Source organism: Mesorhizobium sp. USDA 4413 (genome assembly GCF_056280365.1).
Genome location: NZ_JBVPRP010000001.1, coordinates 428,806 through 443,440, shown reverse-complemented (window position 1 = coordinate 443,440; position 14,635 = coordinate 428,806). Strand labels below are relative to the sequence as shown.

Below are 14,635 nucleotides of genomic sequence, written 5' to 3'. Positions count from 1 at the left end.
CCGAAGTGAACCACTTCACGCCGTCTTGCCGGTGCCATCCCTAAAAAAGTCAGCAAATTTTATGAGATAACGCGTCAAGCCGTCCGCTTCATCCGCGCGGCGAAGAAGCCGTCCAGGCCTGAAATTCCAGGCGGTCCCAGTGCCAGGTCGGCCGGCGTGGTGCGCAGCGTCCCCTTCGGCGTCAGGAACGGATCGATGCCGGCAAACTCGCCGGGTCGAACGGGATCGTCGATCGCCCCCGATGTTTCGGCGAGGAAGGACCGGTAGAGTTCTTCGCCTTCCAGCGGATCGAGCGAGCAGTTGGAAAAGACGATCCGGCCGCCGGGTTTGACGAGCGCAACGGCATGAGCGAGGAGTTTGCGCTGGAGATCGGCGAGCTTTTCGACATCCGCCATGGTCTTGGTCCAGGGCACGTCGGGGTGGCGGCGCACCGTGCCGGTCGAGGAGCACGGCGCGTCGAGGAGCACGGCGTCGAACAATTGCTCCGGCCGGTAATCGAGCAGGTCTGTTTGGACGAGATCGGCCGCCAGGCCGAGGCGGTCGAGATTCTGCTTGAGCCGCGCCAGCCGGTTCTTCGAGCTGTCGACGGCCGTCACGCTGGCGCCGGCCAGGATAAGCTGCGCCGTCTTGCCGCCGGGCGCGGCGCAGAGGTCCGCGACGCGCTGGCCACGGATGTCGCCGAACAGGCGCGCCGGCAAGCTTGCGGCTGCGTCCTGCACCCACCAGGCGCCGTCGGCGAAACCGGGCAGATCGGTGACGTTTGCCGAAAGCTTCTCGACACGCACCGTGCCGGTCGGCAGCACGATGCCGCCCAGGCGCTCGGCCCAGAGCGCCGGATCGGCCTTGACCGTGAAATCGACCGGCGCTTCGTGCCGATGCGCCGCAAGGATAGCGCGCGCCTTGTCGGCTCCGTAAGCGGCGGTCAGCCGTTCGGCGAACCATTGTGGCGCCTCGCTGGTCGCGGCAAGCGCCGGGGCAAGCTCGACGTCCTTGGCGCGGGCCAGCGAACGCAGCACGCCGTTCACGAGGCCGGAGAAGCGCGTGGTGCGCGGATCGGATTTGGCGTGGGTGACGGCAAGGTCGACGGCGGCGCTGTCCGGAACATCGAGAAACAGGATCTGCGCGGCGGCGACGTTGAGGATATGCGAGAGCGCCGTAGCGTTGGCCGGCAGCGGCTTTTCCAGCCGCTTCGCCAGCAGTCCGGCAATGGTCATGCGGTGGCGCAGCGCGGTCACCAGGATGGCGCGCACCAGCGCGCGGTCGCGGCCGTCCAGCGCCCTGTATTGCGGGTGGCCGTGCTCGTTGTCGGTCAACCCATCGAGCGGCGTGCGGGCATCGATGACGGCGGCAAGCAGCCGCGCCGCCGCTTTGCGCGCGGCAAGGCCGGCTATCTCGTCACCGGCCTTGTGTCGCGGATTGGCTGAATGCCCGCGCCTCGGCGGCGTCACGACCAGGGGCCCCTGCGCCCGGCATTGCGCGGTCCGGTCGGGTTACGGCCCCAGGGGTTGGGTTTAGGCTGCGGGGGCGGCGCGGGCTGTGGCCGCTTGCCCCATGGACCGGCCGGAAGCTCCTCTGGCTCGACGGGTGGTGGAGAAGCCTCATGCCGATTGGCCGGCGCGGTGCTCCCCATCGCGCGCGCCATCTCCTGCAGTGCCGCGATGCGGTTCTCGGTGCTCGGATGCGTCGAGAACAGATTGTCCATGCGCTCGCCATGCAGGGGGTTGATGATGAAAAGATGCGCCATCGCCGGATTGCGCTCGGCATCCTCGTTGGGAATCTGTTCGGCGCCGCGCGCGATCTTGTTGAGCGCCGAGGCCAGCCATAGCGGGTGGCCGCAGATCTCGGCGCCGCGCCGGTCGGCCTCATATTCGCGCGTGCGGCTCACCGCCATCTGCACGATCATGGCGGCGAAGGGCGCGACCAGCATAGCCACCAGCACGCCGACAAAACCGAACGGATTGTTGTTCTCCCGGCTGCCGCCGAGGAAGAAGGCGAAATTGCCGAGCATCGAGATGGCGCCGGCAAGCGTCGCCACGATCGTCATGGTCAGCGTGTCGCGATGCTGCACATGGGCAAGCTCATGCGCCATCACCGCCGCGACCTCTTCATGGGAGAGACGCTCGAGCAGGCCGGTGGACGCGGCCACCGCGGCGTTCTCCGGATTGCGGCCGGTGGCGAAGGCGTTGGGCTGCGGGTTGTCGATCAGATAGGTCTTCGGCATCGGCAGGCCAGCCTGCTTGGCCAGTGCCTGGACGATCGCGTAATATTCGGGCGCGTTCTTCTCGTCGACCTCGATGGCGCGGTTCATCGACAGCACCATCTTGTCGGCGTTCCAATAGCTGAACAGATTGGTGCCGGCGGCGATCAAAAGCGCGATGACCATGCCGCCCGAGCCGCCGATCAGATAGCCGACGCCCATGAACAGCGCCGTCATCGCGGCAAGAAGCATTGCGGTGCGAAGCGTGTTCATCGTTTCATCCGTTGGGGGTCGATCCTGATTGCGTCATGGCTATATGATGGGAAACACCGGCCCGTGTTTCAATCGGCAAGGACTTATCGCATGACCGAAGAACCAAGCAAAACCGAAGCGAGCAGCGAGGCCGAGAAGCAGCAGAAGTCACTGAGGCCGGAAGCGCAGCGCGCGCTGGCCGAAGCCGAAGCGCGGCGCCGGTCGTACCGCGAGGCCGAAGCCCGTCTGCCGAAGGAGATCGGCGGCCGCGGCGGCAAGGAACCCGGCCGCTACGGCGACTGGGAGGTCAAGGGCCTGACCAGCGACTTTTAAGCAACGGCACGCTCGGGCGCGAGCGCAATCCAGCCACTGTCGTCCAGTGCGATGCCGATTTCGTCATAGGAACGGATCATCGGATGCGGCGTGACGAGCGGATGGACATGCGTGGCGCTGATCACGATCACCGACGCGCCGGAAGCCTCGCCCGCCGCGATGCCCGCCGGCGCGTCCTCGAAGACCAGGCAGTCGCGCGCCTCGACGCCAAGACGCTTTGCCGCCAGCAGGAAGCAGTCCGGCGCCGGCTTGCCATGGGTGACATCTTCGGCCGTGACCAGCATGGCGGGAACCGGAATGCCGGCCGCCTTGATGCGCAGCAGCGCCAGTTCGCGCGGCGCCGAGGTGACGATCGCCCAGCGCTCCGGCGGCAGCGATTCCAGGAAGGCGACGGCGCCGGGAATCGGTACGATGCCTTCGAGATCGTCGGCTTCGGCCTTGAGCAGCAGATCCGCCTCCGCCACCGGATCGACGCCGGGGAGTTTCAGCGCGGCGATCGTCTCGCGCGCGCGCCTGCCATGGATCGTCGGCAGGAAGGCCGCGACATCGAGGCCATGCCGGTTTGCCCACGCCTTCCACACCCGTTCCGCCGCGGCGATCGAGTTGAGCACCGTGCCGTCCATGTCGAACAGGAAGGCGGCGAACTTTGAGCCTGCAAACATCGGATGTCCTGGAGAATCGTTTTCGGGGAGAGCGAAACGCAAATCCCAGTTTAGACCGGGCAGCACCGCCTGAGAAGGCGAGACACTGCCATTTCGACTTAGGGCGCCGGAACAAGCTCCGGTTCGCGGCGTTGAACAGGCAGTCTTCCAAAATCACCAAGGGGGAACGCGATGCTGATCCGGCTCGGCTATGAAATCGCCATTGAATGCGCGGCGGTGACGCCGATCATCTCGCTTCTCGACATCCATCCCGATCGCCATGCCGATATCAAGCGGCAGACGCGGGTTCTGACCTCGCCCTCGGTGCCGACCCGGACCTATCGCGACGGCCACGGCAATGTCTGCCGTCGGTTCACGGCGCCGGCAGGCAACTTCCGCATCCTCTACGACGCGGCAGTCGAGGACAGCGGCGAGACCGACGAAGTCAACACGCTGGCGCGCGAAACGCCGGTCGCGGAATTGCCGGACGATGTGCTGGTCTATCTGCTCGGCAGCCGCTATTGCGAGACCGACCATCTCAGCAACACCGCCTGGCAGCTTTTCGGCCAGCTGCCGCCCGGCTGGGCGCGCGTCCAGGCGATCGTCGATTACGTCAACAGCCGGCTCTCCTTCGGCTACGGCTATGCGCGCGCCACGCGCACGGCGGCGCAGGCGCATGAGGAGCGTGTCGGGGTGTGCCGCGATTTCGCGCATCTGGCCATCGCGCTTTGCCGATGCATGAACATCCCGGCGCGCTACGTGAACGGCTATCTCGGCGATATCGGCGTGCCCGCCGACCCGGCGCCGATGGACTTCTCGGCCTGGATGGAAGTCTTCCTCGACGGCAAATGGTACACGTTCGATCCGCGCCACAACCGGCCCCGCATCGGCCGCGTCGTCATCGCTCGCGGCCGCGACGCCACCGACGTGCCGCTGCTGCACAGTTTCGGCCCGCACCGGCTTACGCTGTTCAAGGTCTGGACCTATGAGCAGGAGGGCAACCGCTTCAATCCTCCGCACCATGGCGTCAATCGGACGGCCAGCGCGCAGATGCTGGCTTAGGGCGGTCGATATTCAGGTGAGGCCGGCCTGCCCAGACGCACCCTGTTTCATCACGGCTCGTGGCTGCCGCTGATCCGCTTCGGCACAGCCTGATTGTGCCGAAGCGAGAACGGCCGCGACAGCCCTTGAGATCATGGTAAGCGCTTCGTGAAGGTCGCCTCGCCAGGGCATTTTCATTTACTTCCCGTTCACCCATAAATCCGCTGAAAGTCAGCAAAAACAATGGATTAACTGCCTGTTAAGCCTCTTTCGGCGGCCGCCCGCCCGGGTCTGGCCGAAATCCTGCAACGCCCTGGCCGAGCGGCGCAGCGCCGCAGACAGTGGAGGCGGAAGGGATGCGGCAGTTCAGGGGTGTCGTTCGTGGGGTGGACGGCTTTACCCGCGATCGCGGAGGCAATTTCGCGGTTCTGTTCGGAGCTGCCGCATCGGTCCTCGCGCTGGGGGTGGGATTCGCGGGTCAACATCTCGCAACTCTACAATGCGAGGTCGAGCTTGCAGGGCGTCGTCGACGCCGCTGTGACCTCGACGGCCCGCGATCTCACCCTCGGCGTCATCACCGAAGCCGACGCCAACAAGACGGTGCAGGCATTCCTCGACGCCAACAGCGCGGCCGGCATCCTGCGGACCAATCAGGTCGTGCTGGACAAGCTTACGGTCAACAGGACAGCCAACACCGTACAGGCGGACGCGCATGCCGATGTCGGTCTCTTCTTCCCGCTGTTCAGCACCGACGACATGCGCCGCGTGACCGCCTCGACCACCGCGCTTTATTCGGACAAGACGGTCGAGGTGGCGATGATGCTCGACGTCACCGGTTCGATGGCGCCCGACAGGCGCGCCAAGACCAACAAGATCGGCGACCTGAAGATCGCAGCGTCACAGACGGTAAAGGATCTCCTGGATCAGAATCGGGATCCAAGCAATCCGCGCATTCGCGTGTCGATCATCCCCTACGCCCGAAGCCGTCAACACCGGCGGCCTCGCTGACACCGTTTTTGTCGAGACCGAGACGGGGCCGAAAGTGCCGCCGCCGATCGATGCCGCCATGTCGATTTCCGCAACGGTGTCCGACAATTGCGCAACCGAGCGCAAGGATAAGGATGGCTACGCCGACTATTCGTCGGACGGGCCTTACACGCAACGCCGGGATAATCGGGGCAAAATATATCTGGCCAAGGTCAACCGCGACTACCGCATGAGGGTATGCCCTACGGCTGCTCTGGTTCCGCTGACTGCCGACGAGGACAAGCTGCTCACGGCGATCGATCATTTTCAGGCCGCAGGCGTGACCGCAGGCGGTATTGCCGTGCAATGGGGCTACTACATGCTCTCGTCAGCCTGGCGCTCGGCAATCTCGAGCGCCCGTTTGGGCGCCGGCCCCGCCAACTTCGATCGGAACAGGGTGGCCAAGATCGCCATTCTGATGACGGATGGCCAGTTCAACACAGCCTTTGCCGGCGGACGCGGCGCGTCACGGTCACAGGATCAAGGTCAGAAGTCGCGCGCCAATGCCCAAAACATCTGCGATAACATGAAGCGCGACGGCATCGAGATCTTCACCATCGGCTTCGATCTCAACGATCCGGCGATGACCGCGACCGAACGCGATCAGGCCAAGTCCGTGTTGAAGGACTGCGCGACTGACGACACCTCGCCGCTCAAGCATTATTACGAGGCCGCCAACGGCGCCGAATTGTCACATGCCTTCGGTGAAATCAGCCGCAACATCGAGAAGCTCACAATCAGCCGCTGATCTGCAGTGCCGACCCAAAACGGAAAAGGCCGCCGCTTCTTGACGAAGCCGGCGGCCTTCCGTGTTTCCGTCCATGACGCGGCTCCTGGCGGCAGCCCCTCCGGGCTACCTGCCGCGCGTCTCGCGCCTTAACGGGAAGACTGCTTCCCGGAAGTGCAATCCGCAGAGCTCACGTTATGGAAAACGAAATCACTCGACATCGGATCACCTCCTTTCAGTTCGTTGAACACACCCAGATGATGGGGTGCATCGCCGCAAAAGACAAGATGACGCAACGGAATGCTCATGCCTCGCGCCAGGAAACCTGCGCTTACGGTGCTTTTGCGCAACAGATCGGGATTGCGGTCCACAGGCCGGTGGACGACAGTGCGGCTTCGGGGGGATGCGACATAGCGGGAGGTGGGAATGGATGCCGCCGACAGAGCCGCGCGGATCGTACGCAAGGTCGTCGAAACGCTGAAGCCGGGTTTCGCGGTCAGGCTGTGGACCGGCGAGCGGATCGGACCCGCCAGCGGTCCGGTGCTTGCCATCAACGACCAGGATATCGTCTGGCAACTGCTCCGCCGGCCGACCTTCTCGACGCTGGTGGAGATGTGGATTTCCAAGACGGTCGATATCGAAGACGGCACGCTGTTCGATTTCTATGCCCTGCCTTCACAAGGCAAGCTCAAGACGAGGCTCAAATCCCTCCCCAAGCTGGCAATCCTGCGCGACCTGCCAATGGTGCTGTTTTCGCGCAAGCAGATGACGGCGCGCAGCGATCTTTCCGGCCGCAAGCCTTTCGTCAGCGGATCGAACAGGGAGGCGATCCAGCACCATTACGACATTTCGAATGATTTCTACCGGCTCTTCCTCGACGAGCGCATGGTCTATAGCTGCGGCTATTTCCAGGATTTCGCCAATGGGATCGACCAGGCGCAGGTCGACAAGCTCGACCATATCTGCCGCAAGCTCAGGCTGAAGCCCGGCGAAAGGCTGCTCGACATCGGCTGCGGCTGGGGCGCGATGCTCATCCATGCGGCGAAACATTACGGCGTCGTCGGTCACGGCGTCTCGCTGTCGCAAGCCCAAACCGACCTTGCCCGCGAGCGCATCCGCGCCGAGGGGCTGGAGGGCCGCATCACCATCGAGCTGAAATCCTATGCCGAACTCTCCGGCGCTTTCGACAAGATCTCGTCGATCGGCATGTTCGAGCATCTGGGCCTTGCCAACCACGCGGCCTACTTCTCGGCCGTGCACCGTTTGCTGAAGCCCGGCGGGATCTATCTGCACCACGCCATCACCAGGCGCAGCAAGGGCGACATCAGGAAGACGCTGCGCAAGGGGCCGGAATACAAGGCGCTGATCAAATACATCTTCCCCGGCGGCGAGCTCGACACGATCGGCATGACGCTCGGCAATCTCGAGGCGCACGGCTTCCTCGTCTATGACGTGGAGAACCTGCGCGAGCATTATGCGCGAACCTGCCGGCTGTGGGCCGAGCGCCTGCATGCGCGCTTCGACGAGGCGGTCGCCGAGGTGGGCGAGCCCAAGGCGCGGCTGTGGCTGCTCTATCTCACGGGTTGCTCGATCACCTTCGAGCGTGGCTCGGCGCAGATCTTTCAGACCGTGGCCACCAAGCGCGCCCGCGGCCCGAGCGGTCTGCCGCCGACACGGGCGGATTTGTACCGGTAGACCCTGCCCGCTTCAGTCCATAAAGCGCACCGGCGCGCCGATCTCGATCTGCGCGGGCCGATCGATGGTGCAATAGACGCCGAGATTGTGGGCGTTGTGGCGCACTAGGTTGCGCAGGATGCCGGGGTCGGTGTCGAAGCCCTCCTGGGCGATGATGGTGAAGCCGCAGCGGCGGCAGGGTTCGGAGACGGTGAGCAGCAGGTCGCCGACCGCGAGCTTCCTGCCGATCCATTCCGTCTCCGGAAAGGCGCCTTCGACCGGTTCCATGTCGACGACGATGTTGGGCCGGAAGCGGCGCGGATCGGGCGTGCCCTCCGGGTGCAGCGCCTTCAGCCTGGCCAGCGAGGCGGTGGTGAGCAGATGGATCGGCGCCTTGGCATAGCGGGCCTCGGTCCGCGGGCCGGCATAGTCAGAGGCGGCGTTCTCCGCGCCGAACGGCCGGATCGAGGCGTCGAAGCCGAGGAAGGCCGATACCGCGCGGTCGCTTTCCGGATCGGGCGCCGGCAGCCAGCCGCCGCCGGGCAGGGCCACTTCCAGCCGCCGGTCTTCGGTCAACCGGGTGCGGATCAGCGGCACCTTGTGCCATTTGGTTTCGCGGTCGGGCCTGGCGATCTCGCCGTCGGACGCATCGACCAGTCCGAACAGCCGGTCGCCGTCGACGGTCTTCAGCCCGACGGAGATGGCATCAAGCCGCTCGCCGGCGAGCGAGCTCGCCGGATAGCGCCAGAGCTGGCTGACGGTACCGAGCTCGCCGGCCATCAGCTCTTCTTGTTCTGCCGGTTGGCGACGAGGTCGTCGACCACGGCCGGATCGGCCAGCGTCGAGGTGTCGCCGAGCGCGCCGAAATCGTCCTCGGCGATCTTGCGCAGGATGCGCCGCATGATCTTGCCCGACCGGGTTTTCGGCAGGCCCGGCGCGAACTGGATCTTGTCGGGCGTGGCGATGGCGCCGATCTCCTTGCGCACATGCGCGATCAGCTCCTTGCGCAAATCCTCGCTCGATTGGGTGCCGGCCATCAGGGTGACATAGCAGTAGATGCCCTGGCCCTTGATGTCATGCGGGTAGCCGACAACGGCGGCCTCCGACACCTGGTCGTGGCTGACCAGCGCCGATTCCACCTCGGCCGTTCCCATGCGGTGGCCGGAAACGTTGATGACGTCGTCGACGCGGCCGGTGATCCAGTAATAGCCGTCGGCGTCGCGGCGGCAGCCGTCGCCGGTGAAGTACTTGCCCTTGTAGGTCGAGAAATAGGTCTGCACGAAACGGTCGTGGTCGCCATAGACGGTGCGCATCTGGCCGGGCCAGGAATCGCTGATGCAGAGATTGCCGCCGGTGGCACCTTCCAGCACCTTGCCTTCGCCGTCGACCAGTTGCGGCTTGACGCCGAAGAAGGGCCGCGTGGCCGAACCCGCCTTGAGGTCGGTGGCGCCCGGCAGCGGCGTGATCATGATGCCGCCGGTCTCGGTCTGCCACCAGGTATCGACGATCGGCACCTTGGCGTTGCCGACGACGTTGAAATACCACTCCCAGGCCTCCGGGTTGATCGGCTCGCCGACCGTGCCCAGCACGCGCAGCGACTTGCGCGAGGTTTTCTTCACATGGGCGTCACCGGCGCCCATCAGCGCGCGCAGCGCCGTCGGCGCGGTGTAGAAGATGTTGACCTTGTGCTTGTCGATCACTTCCCAGAAACGCGACTGCGACGGATAGTTCGGCACGCCTTCGAACATCAGCGTCGTGGCGCCGTTGGCCAGAGGCCCGTAGACGATGTAGCTGTGGCCCGTCACCCAGCCGACATCGGCGGTGCACCAGTAGATGTCGCCGTCATGGTAGTCGAAGACATATTGGTGCGTCATCGAGACATAGACGAGATAGCCGCCGGTGGTGTGCAGCACGCCCTTCGGCTTGCCGGTCGAGCCGGAGGTGTAAAGGATGAACAGCGGGTCTTCCGCCTTCATTTTCTCGGGCTTGCAGTCCGCTTTAACAGTCGCGGCCTCCTCGTGATACCAGACGTCGCGCCCCGGCGCCCAACCGGTCTTGCCGCCGGTGCGGCGCACCACCACCACTTTCTCGACCTTGGTGCCGGCCCTGGCGGCGATCTCGATCGCCTTGTCGGTGTTGTCCTTGAGCGGGATCGGCTTGCCGCCGCGCAGGCCCTCGTCGGCGGTGATCACGATGGTCGATTTGCAGTCGTCGATGCGGCCGGCGAGCGCGTCCGGCGAGAAGCCGCCGAAGACCACCGAATGGATCGCGCCTAGCCGAGTGCAGGCAAGCATCGCATAGGCCGCTTCCGGGATCATCGGCATGTAGATGGTGACGCGGTCGCCCTTCTTGACGCCATGCTTCTTCAGCACATTCGCGAAGCGGCACACATGCGCATAGAGCTCATTATAGGTGATCTTGCGATCGTCGTAAGGGTTGTCGCCCTCCCAGATGATCGCGGTCTGGTCGCCGCGCTTCTTCAGGTGCCGATCGATGCAATTGTAGGAAACATTGGTCTGGCCGTCCTCGAACCACTTGATCGAGACCTTGCCGTCGAAGGAGGTGTTCTTGACCTTGGTGAAGGGCTTGAACCAGTCGATGCGCTTGCCATGCTTGCCCCAGAACTTGTCCGGGTTCTTCACGCTGTCGGCGTACCATTTGAGATAGGTGTCGTTGTCGATCAGCGCGTTCTTTTTCCACGCCGGCTGGACGCGGTGGACATGCACATCGGACATTTTTCAGCTTTCCTCCGGGATCGCTCCGCCGGCTTGAAGTGCCGGCGGCATCGCGGCGAAGCGGCCGCGAATTCGCGGCCATTATTAACAGTTCCGCCGTGACGGCAATATTAGACGTTGGATTCGCGCGGCGGGATGACGCAGGGCATTTCGACCAGCTATTAGCACTCTCGCGAATCGGCTGCTAACCTCCTGTTTTAACGACAAAAATTTTGGAGAATCTCTCAAAAATCCATAGACAGTTAAGCAACCGTGCGCACAATTCAGCGTTGGGAGGAAGGAGAATCAACCAAGGGAACGCAATGCACGACAATTCCGAAATGGATCTGATGCTCAGGGGATATGGGCTGACCACGGCTAAGATCCTTTATCACTACCCCGATCACCCGCATTTGCTGCAAAGCTATGTCTGGCAGGACTATGACATAGCGCCGGAATTCCCTGTGCTGATCCGCTTCATCGAATTCTGGAAGACCAAGCTTGACGGCCCGCTGCATTCGGTGACCTACACGCACCAGAAGCTGATCGCGCCGAACGAGTGGCGGAAGGTGGACGGGGAGTTTCGATTGCACTGAACGGCCTCGCCGCCATCCAGTGCAATCAGACGGCCGGCGGGTTGAGCCGGGCAAAGCCCTCTTGGCGCCGATAGGGGAAATAGGGATACGGCGCGGTCACCACGCTTGCCTCATCCAGCCTCTTCATCTGCTCCGGCGTCAGCGTCCAGCCAACGGCGCCGAGGTTCTGCCGCAACTGCTCCTCGTTGCGCGCGCCGATGATGACCGACGACACGGTCGGGCGCCGCAAGAGCCAGTTGATGGCGATCTGCGGCACGGTCTTGCCGGTCTCGGCGGCGACCGCTTCCAGCGCATCGACCACCTTGAAGAGATGCTCGTCCTCGACCGGCGGGCCGAAAGCGGCGGTGTCGTGCAGCCGGCTCTTTTCCGGCAAGGACTGGCCGCGGCGAATCTTGCCGGTGAGCCGGCCCCAGCCGAGCGGGCTCCACACCAGCGCACCGACGCCCTGGTCGAGACCGAGCGGCATCAGCTCCCATTCATAGTCGCGCCCGACCAGCGAGTAATAGACCTGATGCGCGACATAGCGCGGGTAGCCGTGCCTGTCGGCTAGGCCGAGCGACTTCATCACCTGCCAGCCGGAGAAATTGGAGACGCCGACATAGCGCAGCTTGCTGGAGCGCACGAGGTCATCCAGCGCTGACAGAACCTCCTGGACCGGCGTCGATGCATCGAAGGCATGAAGCTGCAGCAGGTCGATATAGTCCGTACCGAGGCGCTTCAGCGCCGCATCGACGGAGCGGATCAGGCGCGACCGCGACGAGCCCCAGTCGTCTGGGCCGTCGCCCATCGGCAGGGATGTCTTGGTCGAGATCAGCACTGCGTCGCGGCGGCCCTTGATCGCCTCGCCAAGCACCTCCTCCGACGCGCCATTGGAATAGACATCGGCCGTGTCGAAGAGGTTGACGCCTGCCTCCAAGCAGATGTCGACCAGCCGGCGCGCCTCCTTCGCGTCGCTGTTGCCCCAATGGCCGAAGAGAGGGCCGGAGCCACCAAAAGTTCCGGCGCCGAAGGAAAGGGCCGGCACTTTCAGGCCGGAGGCGCCGAGAGGTCGATAATCCATCTTTTTTCTCCTGATTGGATGTCGAAAGGATCAGCGCTCAGCACTGCGCGGTGACCGGTTTGCCGATCGCGCGGCCGCGTTCGAGGCGCAGCGCCATGAGCACGACGCCGAGCGCGGCGAGCGGCACGAGGCCGGCGACGAGGGGGACGGCGCCGAGACCGGGACCGTGGTCGATGACGAAGCCGCCAAGCCAGGCGCCGATGGCGTTGCCGAGATTGAAGGCGGCGATGTTGAAGGAGGATGCCAGGCCCTGGCCGGCGCCCTTGGCCTTCTCCAGCACCCACATCTGCAGCGGCGCGACGGTGGCGAAGGCGGCAGCACCCAGCAAGCCGACGGCGACGACCGCCGCGATCGGCTGGTGGATCGCGGCGGTCATGACGAACAGCACCGCCGACAGCGCGACCAGCGTGCCGACGACCGTCGGCACCAGATGCCGGTCGGCGAGGCGTCCGCCGAGCAGATTGCCCGCCACCAGCCCGCCGCCGAAGACAAGCAGGATCGGCGACACGGCTCCCTCCGAAAAACCGGTGACGCGGGTGAGGATCGGCGCCAGATAGGTGAAGGCGGCGAAGACGCCGACCCAGCTCAGCACAGTGGTCAGAAGGCCAAGCAGCACCGGCCGGCGGCCGAGCACGGCAAGCGTGCCTTCGGAGCTCTCCTCAACGTCCGTCGCGGTGGGCTCGTCGCGCGGCACCAGCAGCGCGATCACGGCAATGGCGACGACGCCGACCAGCGTGACGGCGAGGAAGGTGGAGCGCCAGCCATAGGCCTGGCCGAGCCAGGTGCCGAAGGGCACGCCGAGGATGTTGGCGACGGTGAGGCCGGTGAACATCAGCGCGATGGCCGAGGCCTTCCGGTTGGGCGCGACAAGGCTGGTGGCGACGACGGAGCCGACGCCGAAGAAGGAAGCATGGGCGAAGGCGGTGAGCACGCGTGCCGCCATCAGCGTCCAGTAGTCGGGCGCCAGCGCGCAGGCGAGGTTGCCGACGGTGAAGACCACCATCAGGGCAAGCAGCAGGGTCTTGCGCGGCAGACGCCCGGTCAGCGCGCCAAGCAGCGGCGCGCCGACGACGACGCCCAGCGCGTAGCCGGAAATTAGCAGGCCCGCCGCCGAGATCGAGACGCCGAGATCGGCGCTGACGTCGAGCAGCAGCCCCATGATGACGAATTCGGTGACGCCGATGCCGAAGGCGCCGGCGGTGAGGGCATAAAGAGCGAGAGGCATGGCTGCGGTCCGGTTGATCAGGAACGGGACGCCAATCCCGCGCCCCGGATCTTTGCTGGCGCATGATCTTTCCCGAAAACCGGTTTCCACTTTCCGGGATCATGCACGGAGAAGATCGTGATCCGCCAAGCTGTGAACCAGCCTTGCATCAGGCACATTTTCTGTGAAATAGATTCACGAATGGCAAGAGCCGACATCAACCGTTCCGGCGAAATCGAAGTGTTTGTTCGCGTCGTCGAGGCGGGCAGCTTCTCGGCCGCTGCGCGGGCATTGCGGATGACGCCATCGGCGGTGAGCAAGCTGATCGCGCGGCTCGAGGCGCGACTTGGCGCGCGGCTGATAAGCCGCTCGACACGCCGGCTGCAGCTGACGCCCGAGGGAAGCGCCTTTTACGATAGTGGCCTACGCATCCTTGCCGATCTCGACGCGGCCGAACGGGAAGCGGCGGCGGGCGCGGCGCCGCGCGGCAGACTGAGGGTCAACTCCTATGTGCCGTTCGGCCAGCACCGGCTGATGCCGCTGTTGCCGCGCTTCCTCGAACGCTACCCGGAAATCTCGGTCGAGGCAGTGCTGACCGACAGCGTCATCGACCTGATGGAGGAGCGCGCCGACGTCGCCATCCGCGCCGGCCCGCTCAGCGAGTCGCGTTTGGTGGCGCGCAAGCTCGGCCAGAGCCGGATGGTTGTCGTCGCGGCGCCCGCTTACCTCGAATCGCGCGGCAAGCCGCGGACGCCGGCCGATCTGGCCCGCCACAACCTGCTCGCCTTCGGCTTCGTGCGGCATATCGACGGTCTGCCGTTCGTGGACGCGAAAGGCGTGCCCCTCATGGTTCCGATCGCCGGCAATTCGACGGTCAGCGACGGCGAGGCGATGCGGCTGACGACGCTGGCCGGCGCGGGTATTGCGCGGCTGGCGCGCTGGCATGTCGAGCCCGATATCGCCGCTGGGCGGCTCGTGCCGCTGTTGGAGGAGTTCAACCCCGGCGACGTGGAGCTGACGCATGCCGTCTATGTCGGCCAGGGCAAGCATCTGCCGGCCCGGGTGCGCGCCTTTCTCGATTTTCTCGCCGAGACAGTGCGCATCTGAAATGGAAAAGCCGCGCGTCCATCGGACACGCGGCTCCCGAAATCGACTTACCCGGAAGATGGA

General features: G+C 64.8%; 14 protein-coding genes. 7 read left to right on the top strand and 7 right to left on the bottom strand.

Annotated features, from left to right (window positions below):
- Positions 1-74: 74 nt before the first annotated feature.
- Positions 75-1,448, bottom strand: coding sequence for an RsmB/NOP family class I SAM-dependent RNA methyltransferase (locus tag ACVMIM_RS02250; RefSeq protein WP_476110130.1), 1,374 nt, complete (start codon positions 1,446-1,448; stop codon positions 75-77).
- Positions 1,445-2,470, bottom strand: a complete 1,026-nt coding sequence (gene htpX, locus ACVMIM_RS02245) for a zinc metalloprotease HtpX (RefSeq protein ID WP_476110128.1) — start codon at positions 2,468-2,470, stop codon at positions 1,445-1,447. Before htpX ends, ACVMIM_RS02250 begins: the two co-directional genes overlap by 4 nt.
- A 90-nt stretch (positions 2,471-2,560) precedes the next feature.
- Here htpX and ACVMIM_RS02240 point away from each other — a divergent pair, with 90 nt between their 5' ends.
- Positions 2,561-2,782 (top strand): DUF1674 domain-containing protein, encoded by a 222-nt coding sequence (locus ACVMIM_RS02240; RefSeq protein WP_278052224.1) that lies wholly within the window; start codon positions 2,561-2,563, stop codon positions 2,780-2,782.
- Here ACVMIM_RS02240 and ACVMIM_RS02235 read toward each other — a convergent pair.
- Complete coding sequence (locus ACVMIM_RS02235) at positions 2,779-3,444, bottom strand: HAD-IA family hydrolase (protein ID WP_476110127.1); 666 nt, start codon at positions 3,442-3,444, stop codon at positions 2,779-2,781. The two genes, ACVMIM_RS02240 and ACVMIM_RS02235, sit on opposite strands and share 4 nt — an antisense overlap.
- Before the next feature lie 171 nt (positions 3,445-3,615).
- Here ACVMIM_RS02235 and ACVMIM_RS02230 point away from each other — a divergent pair, with 171 nt between their 5' ends.
- The 4 genes from ACVMIM_RS02230 (at position 3,616) to ACVMIM_RS02215 (ending at position 7,912) form a co-directional block, all read left to right on the top strand.
- Positions 3,616-4,485, top strand: coding sequence for a transglutaminase-like domain-containing protein (locus ACVMIM_RS02230; protein WP_041004448.1), 870 nt, complete (start codon positions 3,616-3,618; stop codon positions 4,483-4,485).
- 360 nt (positions 4,486-4,845) lie between these two features.
- Positions 4,846-5,472 carry a hypothetical protein gene (locus ACVMIM_RS02225; protein WP_476110124.1) on the top strand — a complete coding sequence of 209 codons (627 nt, stop codon included), beginning with the start codon at positions 4,846-4,848 and terminating at the stop codon, positions 5,470-5,472.
- A 34-nt stretch (positions 5,473-5,506) separates the two neighbouring features.
- Positions 5,507-6,238 (top strand): hypothetical protein, encoded by a 732-nt coding sequence (locus ACVMIM_RS02220; protein ID WP_476110122.1) that lies wholly within the window; start codon positions 5,507-5,509, stop codon positions 6,236-6,238.
- 405 nt (positions 6,239-6,643) lie between these two features.
- Positions 6,644-7,912: an SAM-dependent methyltransferase gene (locus tag ACVMIM_RS02215; protein ID WP_278052218.1), complete on the top strand. Its 1,269-nt coding sequence runs from the start codon at positions 6,644-6,646 to the stop codon at positions 7,910-7,912.
- 12 nt (positions 7,913-7,924) lie between these two features.
- Here the strand turns inward: ACVMIM_RS02215 and ACVMIM_RS02210 are convergent, their stop codons facing one another.
- Positions 7,925-8,671 (bottom strand): MOSC domain-containing protein, encoded by a 747-nt coding sequence (locus ACVMIM_RS02210; RefSeq protein ID WP_476110120.1) that lies wholly within the window; start codon positions 8,669-8,671, stop codon positions 7,925-7,927.
- Entirely contained in the window at positions 8,671-10,626 is a 1,956-nt protein-coding gene (acs, locus tag ACVMIM_RS02205; protein WP_476110118.1) for an acetate--CoA ligase, read from the bottom strand. The genes ACVMIM_RS02210 and acs overlap by 1 nt, the downstream gene beginning before the upstream one ends.
- A gap of 302 nt (positions 10,627-10,928) precedes the next feature.
- Between acs and ACVMIM_RS02200 the strand changes: the two genes are divergently transcribed.
- On the top strand, positions 10,929-11,201 hold the full coding sequence (locus ACVMIM_RS02200) for an usg protein (protein ID WP_476110117.1): 273 nt from the start codon (positions 10,929-10,931) through the stop codon (positions 11,199-11,201).
- Positions 11,202-11,226: 25 nt separating this feature from the next.
- Here ACVMIM_RS02200 and ACVMIM_RS02195 read toward each other — a convergent pair whose 3' ends face one another.
- Positions 11,227-12,261 (bottom strand): aldo/keto reductase, encoded by a 1,035-nt coding sequence (locus ACVMIM_RS02195; protein ID WP_476110116.1) that lies wholly within the window; start codon positions 12,259-12,261, stop codon positions 11,227-11,229.
- A 37-nt stretch (positions 12,262-12,298) separates the two neighbouring features.
- Positions 12,299-13,486, bottom strand: a complete 1,188-nt coding sequence (locus tag ACVMIM_RS02190) for an MFS transporter (protein WP_476110114.1) — start codon at positions 13,484-13,486, stop codon at positions 12,299-12,301.
- Positions 13,487-13,666: 180 nt separating this feature from the next.
- Between ACVMIM_RS02190 and ACVMIM_RS02185 the strand changes: the two genes are divergently transcribed.
- On the top strand, positions 13,667-14,572 hold the full coding sequence (locus ACVMIM_RS02185) for a LysR family transcriptional regulator (protein WP_476110112.1): 906 nt from the start codon (positions 13,667-13,669) through the stop codon (positions 14,570-14,572).
- The last annotated feature ends 63 nt before the right edge of the window (positions 14,573-14,635 follow it).